At 48.1% G+C, this 14,565-nt stretch carries 14 protein-coding genes; 7 read left to right on the top strand and 7 right to left on the bottom strand.

The window, feature by feature from the left end:
• The first annotated feature begins 85 nt into the window (after positions 1–85).
• Together TA_RS07090 and TA_RS07095 are read left to right on the top strand one after the other, a co-directional pair.
• Complete coding sequence (locus TA_RS07090) at positions 86–1,141, top strand: SLAC1 family transporter (protein ID WP_048162098.1); 1,056 nt, start codon at positions 86–88, stop codon at positions 1,139–1,141.
• Between the two features lie 147 nt (positions 1,142–1,288).
• Positions 1,289–1,915 (top strand): pyridoxamine 5'-phosphate oxidase family protein, encoded by a 627-nt coding sequence (locus TA_RS07095; RefSeq protein WP_010901778.1) that lies wholly within the window; start codon positions 1,289–1,291, stop codon positions 1,913–1,915.
• Between the two features lie 3 nt (positions 1,916–1,918).
• Here TA_RS07095 and TA_RS07100 read toward each other — a convergent pair whose 3' ends face one another.
• Together TA_RS07100 and TA_RS07105 are read right to left on the bottom strand one after the other, a co-directional pair.
• Positions 1,919–3,052 (bottom strand): MFS transporter, encoded by a 1,134-nt coding sequence (locus tag TA_RS07100; RefSeq protein ID WP_010901779.1) that lies wholly within the window; start codon positions 3,050–3,052, stop codon positions 1,919–1,921.
• A 69-nt stretch (positions 3,053–3,121) separates the two neighbouring features.
• On the bottom strand, positions 3,122–3,388 hold the full coding sequence (locus tag TA_RS07105; protein WP_156778543.1) for a DUF1659 domain-containing protein: 267 nt from the start codon (positions 3,386–3,388) through the stop codon (positions 3,122–3,124).
• 157 nt (positions 3,389–3,545) lie between these two features.
• Here TA_RS07105 and TA_RS07905 point away from each other — a divergent pair, with 157 nt between their 5' ends.
• Positions 3,546–4,022 (top strand): DUF309 domain-containing protein, encoded by a 477-nt coding sequence (locus tag TA_RS07905; RefSeq protein ID WP_010901781.1) that lies wholly within the window; start codon positions 3,546–3,548, stop codon positions 4,020–4,022.
• A 15-nt stretch (positions 4,023–4,037) separates the two neighbouring features.
• On the opposite strand, the gene TA_RS07115 is transcribed toward TA_RS07905, so the two are convergent.
• Positions 4,038–4,604: a 3'-5' exonuclease gene (locus tag TA_RS07115; protein WP_010901782.1), complete on the bottom strand. Its 567-nt coding sequence runs from the start codon at positions 4,602–4,604 to the stop codon at positions 4,038–4,040.
• A 1-nt stretch (position 4,605) separates the two neighbouring features.
• Positions 4,606–5,751: an MFS transporter gene (locus TA_RS07120; RefSeq protein ID WP_010901783.1), complete on the bottom strand. Its 1,146-nt coding sequence runs from the start codon at positions 5,749–5,751 to the stop codon at positions 4,606–4,608.
• 298 nt (positions 5,752–6,049) lie between these two features.
• Between TA_RS07120 and TA_RS07125 the strand changes: the two genes are divergently transcribed.
• A complete protein-coding gene (locus TA_RS07125) occupies positions 6,050–7,441 on the top strand; it encodes an APC family permease (protein ID WP_010901784.1) in 1,392 nt (463 codons plus the stop codon).
• A 54-nt stretch (positions 7,442–7,495) separates the two neighbouring features.
• On the opposite strand, the gene TA_RS07130 is transcribed toward TA_RS07125, so the two are convergent.
• Positions 7,496–8,926, bottom strand: coding sequence for an MFS transporter (locus TA_RS07130; protein WP_010901785.1), 1,431 nt, complete (start codon positions 8,924–8,926; stop codon positions 7,496–7,498).
• A 128-nt stretch (positions 8,927–9,054) separates the two neighbouring features.
• On the opposite strand from TA_RS07130, the gene TA_RS07135 reads away from it, so the two are divergent.
• The gene (locus TA_RS07135) at positions 9,055–10,308 is read left to right on the top strand and encodes an Nre family DNA repair protein (protein ID WP_241761833.1); all 1,254 of its coding nucleotides are present in this window, start codon (positions 9,055–9,057) and stop codon (positions 10,306–10,308) included.
• Positions 10,305–11,120 (top strand): SPL family radical SAM protein, encoded by an 816-nt coding sequence (locus TA_RS07140; protein WP_048162103.1) that lies wholly within the window; start codon positions 10,305–10,307, stop codon positions 11,118–11,120. The genes TA_RS07135 and TA_RS07140 overlap by 4 nt, the downstream gene beginning before the upstream one ends.
• Here the strand turns inward: TA_RS07140 and TA_RS07145 are convergent, their stop codons facing one another.
• Positions 11,121–11,666, bottom strand: a complete 546-nt coding sequence (locus TA_RS07145) for a GNAT family N-acetyltransferase (RefSeq protein WP_010901788.1) — start codon at positions 11,664–11,666, stop codon at positions 11,121–11,123.
• Between the two features lie 260 nt (positions 11,667–11,926).
• Between TA_RS07145 and TA_RS07150 the strand changes: the two genes are divergently transcribed.
• Entirely contained in the window at positions 11,927–12,403 is a 477-nt protein-coding gene (locus TA_RS07150) for a hypothetical protein (RefSeq protein WP_010901789.1), read from the top strand.
• A gap of 279 nt (positions 12,404–12,682) precedes the next feature.
• On the opposite strand, the gene TA_RS07155 is transcribed toward TA_RS07150, so the two are convergent.
• Positions 12,683–14,521 carry a peptide-N4-asparagine amidase gene (locus tag TA_RS07155; RefSeq protein WP_162053269.1) on the bottom strand — a complete coding sequence of 613 codons (1,839 nt, stop codon included), beginning with the start codon at positions 14,519–14,521 and terminating at the stop codon, positions 12,683–12,685.
• Between the last annotated feature and the right edge of the window lie 44 nt (positions 14,522–14,565).

Raw genomic sequence — 14,565 nt, forward strand, 5'->3', positions numbered from 1 at the left:
TATAGAATATGATCTTATGATTGTTTCTTACAAATATTGCCAACCATCAAAAAAAAATTATATTTCATCTACGCATAGCTTATGAATGGCGCAGAACACCAGATTAGGCCTCTTTGGATCAGAGTGGTTCACCATAGACCTGGGCACTCTGGCCATATCCCTTGCCTTCTTTCATGTTCATTCTGTGTTCAGCTTTCCTGCTGTATTAGAAGCTGGCATCGTCTTCCTTTACATCGCTGTTGCCCTATTCCTGGCCACTTTAGGCATATGGATAGCTCGCACTTTCCTGATGCCAAATGTGATAAAGGAAGACTGGAACAGCCTCAACAGAATCAGCTTCACAACTGTCATTCCGCTGTCCGCTTCGGTTATGAATGCAGCCATAATCGCATACTATGGTTTCAATGTCCACTATGAGTATCTTTACCTGGTCAATTATTTCATTGACTTTACGAGCATATTGTTTCTGAGTTTCTTTTTAGGCTACAAGCTATACACGAAATCACCGGTACATACGAATGAGATCTCTTATGGACTGCTGATCCCTCCTGTTGCGATTTCATCAAATGTACTTCTTGGATCATCGCTGATGCGCACGCAGTACTTCAATTCAATAATTTTCCTTACGGTAATAGGCGTAGGCATAGCGTTATTTCTCTTCCTGTTTATAGGTATCATGACTTTCGCTTCATATATCAGGGACCAGAAGGCCAATGCCCCCTCCCCCATGCTTGTTTTGCCCGTAGGAGTCTCCAGCATAATAGTGATAAACATCCTGGCAATCGCCACTGCAAAATCTGTTTTTCAGATACCTATGGCAGATGCACTAACCGTTTCATTCATGCTCTGGGCGTTCGAGCTCTGGAACTTTGTGGTAGCCATGATGATCAGCCTCAAGCGTGTTTTCAGGGAACCGGCCACCATAAGTATCTGGGCATATACTTTTCCCATGGCAATATTCTCCGTCTCATCACTCGATCTAAGATCGATCATAGGCAGATATGGATACATAACGGCTTCCAACATTGTATATTATATAGGTATTGGTGCCTGGGTCATACTTATAGTGGCATGGGTATACGCCGTAATGTCTACAGCCATATTTCTCTCCCACATAAAGATGATCGCTTATCCTGGATGATATGATTATTATAGCAGCATCTGCTGCAGCCAGAGGGATCCTGCAAGGACATAGCATGCAGAATCAATTGGCAATAATGCTGCATAATTAATAAAAGTCATAAAATAATACGCAGAAGTTTATCTAAGAAACGAACGTATATAATCTATGGCTGTCGAGTGTATAAAAGATAAGGTTACCAGATATCCAGAAAGGGCCTCATACAGCGATGAGGATCTTGTGGCAATGCTAGACCGAAATTTCACATGCACGGTTTCCTTCATCGATGGGGGCATCCCTTATGCCATACCCATGATGCTGGCCAGCGAAGGCAAAACCATATACCTTCATGGATCCATGAAGAGCAGGATATACGGCATACTGAAAACCGGCCAACTGATTGCGATCTCGCTCCTGGAGATAAATGGCATAGTGCTTGCAAAAGAAATCAAAAACAATTCGATAAACTATGTTTCCGCGCTCATCTTCGGCAGGCCATATGAGATCGATGACACTGAAAAGAAGATCGAGGTTTTCCGGTTGCTGACCGAAAAATTGGTGAAGGGCAGGCGGGACAATTCCATAAAGCCTTCTTATGAGGACCTGAATGGTGTCTTTGTCTTTGCGGTCAAGCCTGAAACGTTTTCGATGAAAGCAAGAACCGGGCCGCCTCACGATACATCGACTGATGATATCTGGTCTGGAGTGCTGCCCATACAGCATACAATAAGCGAAGCAGGAGAAAATGCACCGGAATATGTGAAATCTCTTTATGGCAAGAGGATCTTCATCTGAAATTCACAATAATGCCGGTTTGCGTGATTTCGAAGCCTGAACATAAGCGGATCCAAGGAACGCCATGAGGCCTGCCACGATGCAAACGATCGCTATGCCGTATACCAGCGATGATGGATCTATCAAAGCCGCTATGAACGGAGAAAATCCACCCACGATCCTTCCCGAGAAGAAGACTATGTTGGTAGCGAGGGCCCTAGATCCTGGCGGATAATTCTCACTTACCCAGATGCCGCTGAAGGAGAAGAATCCGGATGATATGTATACTGTGCCAAGGATAGCTATCAGATAATGGCTTTCGCCCTCCAAGAGGAGAACGATGGCAAATATGACACCTGCACCTGTGAAGCCCATTGCAACATATCCACGCCTGTATCTATCGGAGAGGTAGCCAGCGAGAACGAAGCCTGCAAAGCCGACCAGCGACAGTACAGTAACGTAGACCGGATTGATGCGAAGCGCCGATATCACGCTTGGAACGTCTGCCATCAGTGGAACGCTGAACATGAACGCACCTATTACGATGAACGAGAACGCCACAGTGTACCGCAGGAAGTTCGGATCTCTTTCCGCCCTTCCGGACATGCGCCTGCTTCCAGTTTCTTCCAATATCAATGATGCCGGTACGGCGAACAGCAGAGATATCAGGCCTGCGGCTATCAGATAGGTACGCCAGTAGTGCAGAAAGACGAAGAGAACAGAATCGAGCATAAAGCCAAGGAAATAAAGGCTCTGCATCGTACCGCCGATCGTTCCGGACGAACGCCTCAGGGTCTCGACAAGAACGGGATATGAAATGCCGTTCTGCGCATTAACGCCGAACCCTATGAGAAACCAGCAGGCGTATATCATATACAGCGAAGTTGAAAAGGCTGCCAGAAGCGTGAAGATCCCGAATAGCAGTGATGAAACAATCATTACCGCCTTTCTGCCATGCCTGTCAGCTATGTATCCCATCACAATGCCACCCAGGGCACCACCTATGAAATCTATTGGTATAGCGAGTAGCACGGCCGATATCGATACATGGAACTGACTTGAGATCTGCGGTACGATCATCGATATTGAGAAAACCGAAAACGCGGAGAGGAGGAAAGGGATCATCACACCTGGAACGTTCCGGATATGATCTGCCATGGCCTGCTATTCTTCAATTAAAAATAAATGTAACCGTCCCTACGGATCACATTAGAATTTCCCGGAAGATCAGTAGACGTCCGATATGTGCTTCACATCGACCATGGCCACATCGTAAACATCATCACAGACATTCAGCTTGAACTTTATGAATGTGCGCTCTACCGGTTTTCCATTTTCGGTGGAACCTATCTGCACCATCTCGCTCATGTTTGCGTATATGAGATCGCCATTATCCAGCCTTATCCTCCTGATCAGATTCACATCAAGCTTTGGAACGTATGAAGTCCTTGTGAGGCATCCGTTCCATTTCATGTAGAAGTCATCCGAATTCATATCCATCACCTCATAATATTGATATAATTGTATAAAGCATGTAAAAAGATAAACTATTCGATCCAATTGCTTTAAATTTAAAATCTGAGACGGATTTTTGCGAAAAATGATGCGATATGATGCCATGCTAAATATCTGGACGGACTATACCTGATCAGTGAAGGTTAGATGCATCCTGTTTTGCGATGGAGGCGACCTGCCAGGCATCCAGAACGCCATAATAAGGCGGCATTCGGATTCCCTTGAGCTATCATTTTTCATCGATGATCGGAAGATCAGCGAGATATTGAATGAAAACTGCAGTTACGCCATCGTACTCTGCCAGGACTGCAAGAAAGATTTTCATGCGGATCCTGATGCTGCATTCAGGAACGCCAGGTATCTAGTATCACGTGAACGCTTCTGGGAGGCGCATGAGGCTCTGGAAGATGCATGGCGCTCGGCGTACGGATCGAGAAAGGACAGGATACAGGCACTCATATGGATCGTTGCAGCGCAGGTGCACTGGCAGATGGGGCAGGCTGATACGGCCGTCCGTATGCATCAAAAGGCTATGGATGTTATCAGTTCTGATTTAGAATTCCACTATCCGCTGACGGCGAATGAGTTCGATCATCTGATCAGCCGCGTCTAGAATCGTGCCCCATATTCAATCGTTCGTTGTGAATATCCTCTCGATATCATCCTGCGGCAGTATTCTGCGCTTTTCTACCAGCATGGCATATGCTTCTGCTTCCGCAAGCGCACCATAAAGCGCATTGTGCGGCTTTCTCTCTGTGCCAAGGCCTAGAGCCATCAGCAGATCGTCCAGCCTTTTCCTCCCGCCTTTATAAAGATCGGACGTTTCGAACAGATTCTTCAGATCTATGCGTCTGTCTATCCTTATCATCCTGACGGAATTCATCAGGCACTCCTGGCTGAGAAACGATATGTCGAAATCTATATTGTATCCTGCAACTGTATAATCTGAAGAATTTGATGCATACCATTCAGTGAAGGTAGTTAACATATCGTACATTGCGTTCGCTATGGAAGATAGATATTCTTTCGTGAAACCGTTGACCGCTAGAGCACCATCATCTATCATTGCGTCCGGATCCGGCCTTGCCTCCATGTAAAAACGAGAGGACGGGTCCTCATAAACAACCGCACCCACGCTGATCACGCTGCACTTCGTTGGATCGAGTCCGGTTGTCTCTGTGTCTATGAATATCATTTCAATCCCTGAACCAGTGGTATTTGATATAAAGCGATATATCGTAGATTATCTTTGTCGCGCCCGCGACATACAGAAGCGAAGGAGGCATGGCATCTATCAGGAAACCGCCAATAGCAGGCCCGGAAACCTGGCCGATCGTGCGTACAGTTGTGAATACCGAGTTGCTGTTTACCCTGTAGTCCGGAGGTATGATCGTGTTCGTGAAGCTGTCCCTTGCAGGAACGTCCATCTGGCTGGTTGTCTGCCGCAGATACAGAAACACCTGGCTGGCTATCAGGTTCGGTATCACCGGCATGAGTATCAGGGATACGTTGCTTATCACGTGCGTATAGACCATCGTTCGTATGAGGCCTATTTTGCCGGAGATGTGAGAAGATATGAGTATCGATATCGCAGTCACGATATTTACAATAATGAAAATGAAACCTGCGTATCCAAGCGATATGTGATAAACGACCTTGAACCACAACGTGAGCATTGATGTGGTGACGAAGCCTCCACCGAACGCGTCAACTGCGAAGAGCGCGGAGAGCGTCGATACATGCCTGCGAACATCCTGAGGAATCCTGTTCGCTGCAGACGGCCTGTTGTACTCCGGAAATGATATTGCAAGGTACATCGCAAGCTGAAGCAGCGATAACACGAGCAGAACGATGAAGATGTAGGTGAACACGTAATGCACATAAAGGAACAGGAAGAGAGATGCCACAGCCGCGCTCCCATACGATCCGAAATTGTAGATGGAAAAAGCGGAATTCTTTGCCTTCTGTTCCTGCTCATACCTGCTTATGGCGTACTGCTCGACCGGCTGGTACGCTGAGAAATCCCGGCCAGTCAGCGATATTCCGCCTATGAATATTGCAGCCACGAAAACGTAAACGCTATGTGTAATTATGAGTATCACGAAAGCCAGGGCCATCAGGGCGGACAGTAGGATCATCTTTGCTTTCAGCTTCATCCTGACGTAGGGGTATAGTAGTATGAAGACGGCCCCGGACACCAGGCTTACGAAGATCACAAGAGATGTTTCCACGGCGTTCAGGCCAAGCGATGAGAGATAATATGGAACTATTATGGCCATTGCGGCGAATATGAACGATCTTATCGCCTTGCTTATGGTCAGCATAAACGTATATCTATGCATGGAAAAAGATGATAAAAAATAATAAAAAACTGTCGGCGCTTTTTATGTTTTCAATGCCTTCTGAACACAGTTATTGATATTGCAAGGAATGTTTCTTCAGATCGGTGCAACACGCTGAATATCCATAGAATAGCATAAAGACATATCGAAAGATTTGATAAGACGGACTGAGGTTCTACCCAGATGTGATTTTATACGCGTCAAGACCCTTCGCATTATAACAGACATAGATGTTTTTATCTTAATTGTCATCTTTTTTACATAAATGTTTATATAATAAGTATATATCACAAATTTTGTGAACAATCATAGATATTCATCCCTTAAAAGAAATGCCATAGGATTCAAAGAGAACATGTTTCAGGGGGTTGCTGGATCTGCCCCAGCCGGTGCTGCAGTTGCTACACTCACTGGCGCGGCGGCCTACGCCCTTGGTTCCCTCCCACTTGCAGCATTCATCGCCTTTCTCGTGGTCTTCCTGAATGCCTTCATAATCAGCAGACTCTCAACGAGGATAGCTGGTGCAGGCGGCTATTATTACTACGTGAGGGACGGGTTAGGTAACCGTCCAGCAAGGTTCACCGGTTTCCTGTACATATTCTACCAGATAATGGCCCTAGCATTCATATCGCTTAGCGTCGGTGTCTTCGTGCCGGCAGTTCTCGGTGCAGTCTTCGGAATAGCCATACCGGGATACCTTATGTATCTGCTGATAGTTGCTGTTTTGGCCGCTGGCTTCCTAATATCATACAGCGGCGTGCGTGAATCGACAAGGTACACCATGTACATGGCGATAGCGGAGATGGCAATCGTAGCCGGCATGGGCGTCATCATACTTGTGATGAAGCCCTCCATAAACACGATCTCTGTCTTCACGCCGAAATTCGCCTATGGTGGCTTTTCCGGCGTCGGAATAGGAGTTCTTCTAATGTACACCGCATTCTCCGGATTCGGTGCTTCAACCCCACTTGGCGAGGAGTCTATGGATGCGGAAAAGACCATATCAAGATCTGTTCTCTTCACGGTCGTCGTGCTAGGCGCTTTTTTTGTCTTTGCATCCTACTACTTCACTGTTGCATGGGGCCCTGCTAACATGGCGAGCTATGCAAACCCAAATAACCTTGCACCTGGCATAACCATGATAAGAAACTATCTGGGCACCGGGGCCGCGATACTGATAACCGCCCTATTCATCAACAGCCTGCTTACAGGGACAGTGGTGGTGACAAACAGCACCTCCAGGGTCATGATGGCAATGGCAAGGGATGGCATAATTAATGAGAGTTTCAGCGGCGTTAGCAGGAGAAAGACGCCCCATATTTCAGCCGCATTCGTATCAGCCGGATCTGCTATCATAGCCATCGTATCAGCTGCTGTGCTAGGAGGGTTTGGAGCATTCATAATGACTGCAACCGCAGCTACACTCGGCGTTCTGCTTGTCCACGCACTCATAAATATTTCCCTTCCAGCATCGGATATGCATCTTCACAGATCATTCTATGGAAGCATGATCCTGTCTGTGGTATCGGTAGCTGTTCTTGGCTTCATATTCTACAGCACGTTCATGTCCATAAGCCTTCCAGTCATAGTCGGATCGCTCGCATTCGCAATATTCTCTGTATCGGCGCTAGTTTATTCGCTTAAAAACAGAACAAGCGAGGTACATTCTGAGATGGCAGTAGAATCATAACATAATTGAAATAAATATTATAAGAGTATATAATATAAAATTTAATTCGTATTTTCAGGCCTTTACCGTATACCTCTTCTCACCTGACGTGTCCTCAAGATTCCTTCCCTTTGTCTCAGGAAGCAATACCAGCGTCAGTGCGAAACCTATAACTGCGAATACGGCGAGGAGCGAGAACAGGAATGGTAGATGCGCAGACGCATCTGTGCCGAGTATTATCGCATCGGCAAAGGTACCGATGAATGCGCCTATCTTGCCTCCTGCCGCCGACATACCTGTTCCAAGCCCCCTTGTTGTGACCGGAAACACCTCGGGCGGATACACGAACGTGGTGACGTTTGGCCCGAACTCTATGAAGAAATAGCTGAGCCCGTACAGCGCCAGGAACATGCTTATGTTGCCTATTATCGAGTGGTAGCCTATCGCAATTAGTGCATACGAAAGTGCCATAACTGCGAATCCAATGAGCTGTATGGTCTTCCTGCCTATCTTATCCAGCACTGAAGTTGCTATCCAGTAGCCAGGGAATGCTGCACCAGCAAATATCAACAGGGTGTATTCTGTGGATCTTATCAGAGCTGGAAGGCCTTTAATCGTGGATGGTACAAGTGCGGAAAGTATCGTCGATGACATTATCGAGTTGCCGTACAGCGCCCAGTCCATCATGAACCAGGCACCCATGGTACCGATCAGCGTAAGGAGAAAAGTCCTGTCCTTGAAAAGTGCGGTCCATTTGGCCTTCACAACGTATTTATCCTTGGATGATACTTCAACATGTATTCCGGTGTACTCCTTGAGATCCTTTGCAGCCTTGTGTACGTCTCCCTTTGCTGCTGCCGTGTATCTAGGCGGCTCGGGCATCTTCAGCCTGAAGTATATCACGATTGCTGCCGGTATGGCCCCTATGGCCAGCAGGGCCTTCCAGGTTATTGCCGGCGGAATACCGTGAAGCATGAACGCAAGCGCTACCAATGGGCCTGCAACCAGTCCAAAGCTCTGCATTGAGAATACACTGCCTATGAGCTTGCCCCTGCTCTTGGTATTCGAATACTCTGCTATTATGGTTGAGCTAGTGGCGTAATCGCCGCCGATACCTATACCCAGGATGAACCTCCACGCTATTAAGGCTATAACGTTGTTGTAAGGCGTCAGGAAAGCGCTGCCCAAGGCACCGACTATAAGGATCGCCAGCTCAAGCCCGTAGACTCTCTTCCTGCCCAGGTAATCGAGGAGCCTGCCGAAGATTATGGCTCCTATGACTGCAGATATTAGCGCAGTTGAGCTTATGAGACCCTTGTAGAAAGTGTCCACGGTCGTCCAGCCTGCCAGCGAAAGCAGAGAAACGACCACACCGATTATGAATAGATCGTAGGCATCCGTAAAGAAGCCCAATCCGGATATAAGAACGGTCTTCAGATGGAAACTACCATGAGACGTGTTGATAGCCTCATTTATAGCGTCCAGACCTCCGTTGTTTTCTGTCATCAGCTTACAATGATCTCTGGATATATCATATTTTTCTATATATTATATATCAGATCGATATCCATATGTATTATATATATTGCAGGAGAATCTTTAACCTTAAATATCCCCTGGCATTGATTAACCATATGCCTGTTAAGGCAAAGATGAGCATACCCGCTTCGCTCTGCATGAGGTGCAGGGGGGCAAAGAGGCTGTGCGGACTCTCATACTGCCCCATAGAGATAGAGATGATAACGAGATCGAAGATCAGCGGCAGGAGTAACATAAAGGAGATCGATGGATCATCGCCACCTTCGGTTTTTGTGGGCCGCTATGGCTACCCAAAGGTCTCCGTATATCCATCTGCACCGCCGATCAGGGGCGATACCAGCAATCTCTCAGTCAGCGCATCATGGCTGGACATGCCGCTGGAAGAGTTCATATCAGCCAGGCTGTCCATGCTAAGGGGATCCAGGGAGTTTGCCGTGGATGCAGCGGTCGATCCAGATGCGCTGCTCCAGAGGATACAGGAGATATCACTCTCAAAGGGTTCCGTTGATGTGGACATACTGCTTGAGAGGCCCATAGACACCTCGAAGATCGAGATTGACGATCATGTGACGCCAATGGGCCCTGCATCACCCATGAAGACCTTCAGCCTGGACCCGTCAGGAACTGAACAGCACATAGAGAAGGTCTACTACGATACGGACATGAAGGCAAAGGATGCTGTGATGAAACTGTATGAAAACGGCATAGACATCGAACGAATATCGCAATCACTCAGTGTTGGCATCATGGGCGAAGGAAAGAACAGGAAGATCGTGCCAACAAGGTGGTCGATAACCGCAGTGGACAGCATGATATCCGACGATCTCATAGAGGAAGCTAAGCAGAGGCCCACAATAGATAAATTCCTAGCGTACAGGATGAGGGTGAACGGAAACTACTTCATGGCCATACTGACGCCATCGAACTGGATCTATGAATGGGGAGAGTCCTGGTTCCCGGGCAGCACATGGAACATGTGGGGAAACCAGGCGGAGGTGGAGATTGATTACGAGGGCTACAACGGCAGGAAAACTTATCCTGATATCGGTGGATGCTACTATTCCAGCAGGGTGGCAGTGGGCGAGGCTTTCAAGAAGCTGGGCAGAAGCGGTGGTGCGATAACCTGGAGGGAGATATACCCGGGCTTCAACATTCCTGTCGGAGTATGGTTCGTCAGGGAGAATATGCGGAGGCTATTCGCACAGAAGCCGGAGGTGTTCGATACCATCGATGAAGCCATGAACTACGTATCTGAATGGATGAGAGTACCGCCGGAAAAATGGAAATCTAATTCTTACGTGTACAAGACGCTGAAGTACAACAATCTCGAGAGGTTCTTCAGCCTATGAATGTGATCGAAATAGAAGTGAAGACGGCGCTGCAGAATTCAGGCCTGAAAGAGCTGGATTACAGCCTGAACCCGTATCTGGGTTGCATGCACAGATGCCTTTACTGCTATGCAATGGATATGACCAAGGATGCCAGAGCAACACAGGATTGGGGGTCCACTGTCATGGTGAAAAAGAACATTATAGAAGTTCTGAAGCGCGAAATTCCGCACAGGCGAAGGGGCATAGTAGGGATATCCACCATTACGGATCCATATCAGCCCGTAGAATTCAGATACAGGATCACCCGGCGATCGATCGAGATACTGCTCAGAGAGGGGTTCCGTGTATCGATCCAGACAAAATCGCCGCTGGTAGCAAGGGATCTGGATCTGATATCGAAGTACAGGCCGATGGTTGACGTCGGCATGACCATAACCACAGCATCGCCGGACAAGGCCAGGGCCATTGAAACGCAGAGCCCGAGTCCTGAGGCAAGGCACAGAGCTCTGTCCGCGCTGTCAGCTGCCGGCATACGTACGTGGATTTTTTTCGGGCCGATAATAAAGGGCTTCAACGATTCGGATGCGGACATCGAGGGCGTGGTCAGGATTGCATCTGACACTGGATCACGTGTGATATTCGACGCTTATTCGTTTTATCCGAAATCCGCCAGCCTCATGATAGAAGGGGGCATAAGGCCGGCCGCGCCTGACATGGATGCGATCGGGCCAAGGATACGGAGGATCTGCGAGGAATACGGCGTGGAATGCAACAGCGAAGACGAAGATTATGTAAAGGAAAATGCAAGGATAAACCGAACGCTCTTCTGATCAAATGTATATTATCTTCTCGTTGAACCTCTCGAAAAGGACTTCGTCTGCAAAGCCGTAGCCAGGAACGTAGCCCTGCCTTCGGTAACGGCCTACCTCTTCGAAACCGTTTTTCTCTAGAACTTTCCTGGACGCCACGTTTGGTTCAAATACGCTGCTGATCAGCTTGCGCAGGTGCATGGTGTCGAAAGCGTATTTCATCATTAGCGATACCGCCTTTGTTGTAATGCCTCTGCCCCAATATTTCTGGTCTATGCCAAACGCAATGTAGGCATAGCTGTTTTTCGTGTCGATGTCGTAGAGGCCGATTGTGCCAATGAAATCCGCGGCTTTCCCGTACAGAATGGCATAGATCCTAGTTTTTTCCTTGTTTTTACGTAAACTGTCATAGAATTCATCAAGATCCTCAGGGAAAAATATCTGGGTTGGATCTCGGATGAACCTGGCACCCTTTGGATTGTTGAATATCTCGTACAGACGCTGAAGATCCTCTTTCACTATCAGGCCAATCTTGACGTCTTCACTTTCGATTATTACCGGGCGCATGATTAATGAATTGTATATTCTATAAAAATGATGTGAAATAACGTTCATTATGGTGATTACGAAATCGCAAGACCCGTAAACCAATAGGCATTTCAAGCAAGGCCTCACCGGGCCGTGTCAAGGAGTTCATCGAGGAGAAGAGGAAGGAAGGCCTGAGCGATGAGGCAATCGAAGAACTCGTCAGGGAGAAGTTCAATCTTTCAGGCGGAGGTGTAACGCATGTATTCGGCACGGGCAAGGTTTACGACATCTCGCAGACCATGCCGATTCCAGGGAAGGAGATGCCCGTTGAGGAGGAAATCAGGGCATCATCGCTGTACAGCGTTCTTAAAGGAATAGCAAAGGAGCATTACGAAGTCGTCGAATCGCCGGTAAGGGATGCAAGGGGGTACACAGCGCATTCCGGAGAGGGCCAGAGGATCGTGGTCATGAAGGTGCCCGGTGAAGACATAAACGCCCTGCACACGCTGATCCATGAGATGTCGCATGCGAGGCTCGAACACCTGTACAGGAAGGACATTACGAGAAGCATTGCCGAGGCTGAAGCGGAGCTTTCGACTTACCTTGTCCGGGCGCACTTCGGATTCGACTTCCGTGAGGATTCCGCGGCGTACATCAAGGGATGGCTTGACCAGGCAAAGGCCGAAGGCAAGGACCTTGACAAGGAAAATATCGACCGCGTGATGAACAACGCAAGGTGGCCGATCAACGAAATCTCCGCTGGTCTGATGAAATGATGCGATCAGAATAATATCATAAGCAATTCCATGCACTTCGCTGACTATTTTTACGAAATGAAATATCTAAAAAAGACGCACGATGCAGTTTAGGAGATCCTTCATACCAAATAATCCTTCTGAAAGAAACAACCTGAAAGTAAAAAATAACATTTTTGTCGTGTGTTGAAAAAATCCTAACATCTGGTCAGTTTATAAAAAATTTTAATAAATATATCACAATAAAAATATTTTTGACTATTTGCGACATCTGTGCCATCTGCGACGGGCGAGGATTAATTAGTGTTGTGATATAATGTAATCATTTAGCACAATTATGAGCCTCTCATATAGGATCGGCTGTATGTAGTCCGGGCCGTATAGGTCACTGCTACCAGCCACTATCTTATGCTCGTAGCCGTGCACTATACCTGACGAAACTGACCTCACAGAAACCCTTAGATCCTTGGATGTGAACCCGGAGGCGTGCGATACCGCACCAAGGAGGCCTCCAGTTGGGCTTATAAGTTCAAGCTGCGAGGTGACGAAGGAATCGTTACTAGTCACTGTGTTCTCTATGGTTGTGATCATATGGTTCGAAAGGCTGACCTGCTGCCATGATTGCAGCAGATCCGTAAGGCCAAACGTCGCGAACCCGTACATCGGATATCCACCGTTGGTAGTCTTGGTGATCTGTATCTCGAACAGCGTGTCCATCCTAAGCGGGAAGTTATACTGCACGAACGAGATGCTGCTGTAGTGTCCAAACCATACAATATTGACGAACTGCATCCTCTCGCTCTGCGTGAGGTTCTCCCATATGGGCGTCAGGCTCTGGTTGTTCATGAACGACCCCGACGCGATGTCAGTTGCAATGGTCAGCCTGCCGTCCATGCGGAAAACGGATGTAGAACTGTACGAGTAGTCCATCGACTGGTTGAAGTAAGCCTGCTGCGAAACGCCTGGAATCCCCACCTGCACCGTCCTCACAGGAGACATGCTGAAGTGATAGGGGCCGGGCGTCGCGGGAGACGCATTCGGGCTGGTGTACAGGAGCAGCGAGGCTGTCACCACAAAGTACGGGTAAGCGAGATCTGGCATGCTGAAGTTCCACTCATGCGTTCCTTCTATGAACCCTAGGTCTCCAGTAACATCCTCGAAGTAGAACCTGTCATGGAGTGTGAAGGCACCAGTCACCGGCCTCCAGGCAAAGAGGTCGATGCCGCCCGTGTTGATGTATGGGAATGGCAGCACAGACGCCACGGCCCTGCTGGAGACGTTCACGAAGAGCATGTTGAAGGAAGGCTCGTTGGCGTACCAGAACTCCTGGGAGGAAAAGCCGTAGAGCCATATCTGTATCTCTGCCCTGTACACATCTTTCGGCACTTTCACCTCAGAGGTGACGTATGGCTTAGACGGCGTTAGGTGGTAATCGAACGACGACATGCTCGGCAGGATCGGTATGATCAGGTTCGGTTCCTTGGGTGCCGGGAACTGTGCGTCCGCAGGGTAGAAGTAAAGGGTTATGTTGCTCTCGAAGCGCCCCTGCACTATCGTGCCTGGAGAGTTCCACTGCCAGTATACCTTGCCGGTGAAGAGGGCCTCGTACAGTGTCAGGTTCTTGTAAACAGTCCAGTTGCCATATTCAGGTGATGTACCCCAGAGGAGCGTGTTGTTGTCCACGTTGAACGAATACCCAGAGTCGTACACGATGCCTGAGGCGCTGCCATTGAATTTGAGGAGTATGAGGGCCCATCCCGTTGGGCTCTGCGGAGCAATGAAAGAGCCAGAGATTGCTGCCCTGCTCGTAGGCACAGAGGTGTTGTTCCTGTACACCACGAAGTCATGCACAAGCCTAACCACTACTGGCTGCGTGTTCGGTATAACGGGCGGCAGTGAGGCCAGAACGGTGGATGAGTTGTATATCGGGTATCCCGATGGATCACTCTCACTCAGCGCATCGGAGGAGAGGTTCAGCAACCTCGACTTGCTGGAATATGGCATTGAATGGCTGCCTAGAAGTGCCTCCCCGGAAAAGTTATTCAGGGTTCCCGAACGCTGAAAGCCCTGCTGAGCAAGACCGAACCCCAAAATCACGAGTGCTACCACAACCGCAACTGCAAGTGTTAGGGTACGCAATATCTTACCCACATATTCATGAACATGGCTAATAAAAGGTTTAT

The sequence above is a fragment of the Thermoplasma acidophilum DSM 1728 genome (assembly GCF_000195915.1).
GTDB classification, from domain to species: Archaea; Thermoplasmatota; Thermoplasmata; order Thermoplasmatales; family Thermoplasmataceae; genus Thermoplasma; species Thermoplasma acidophilum.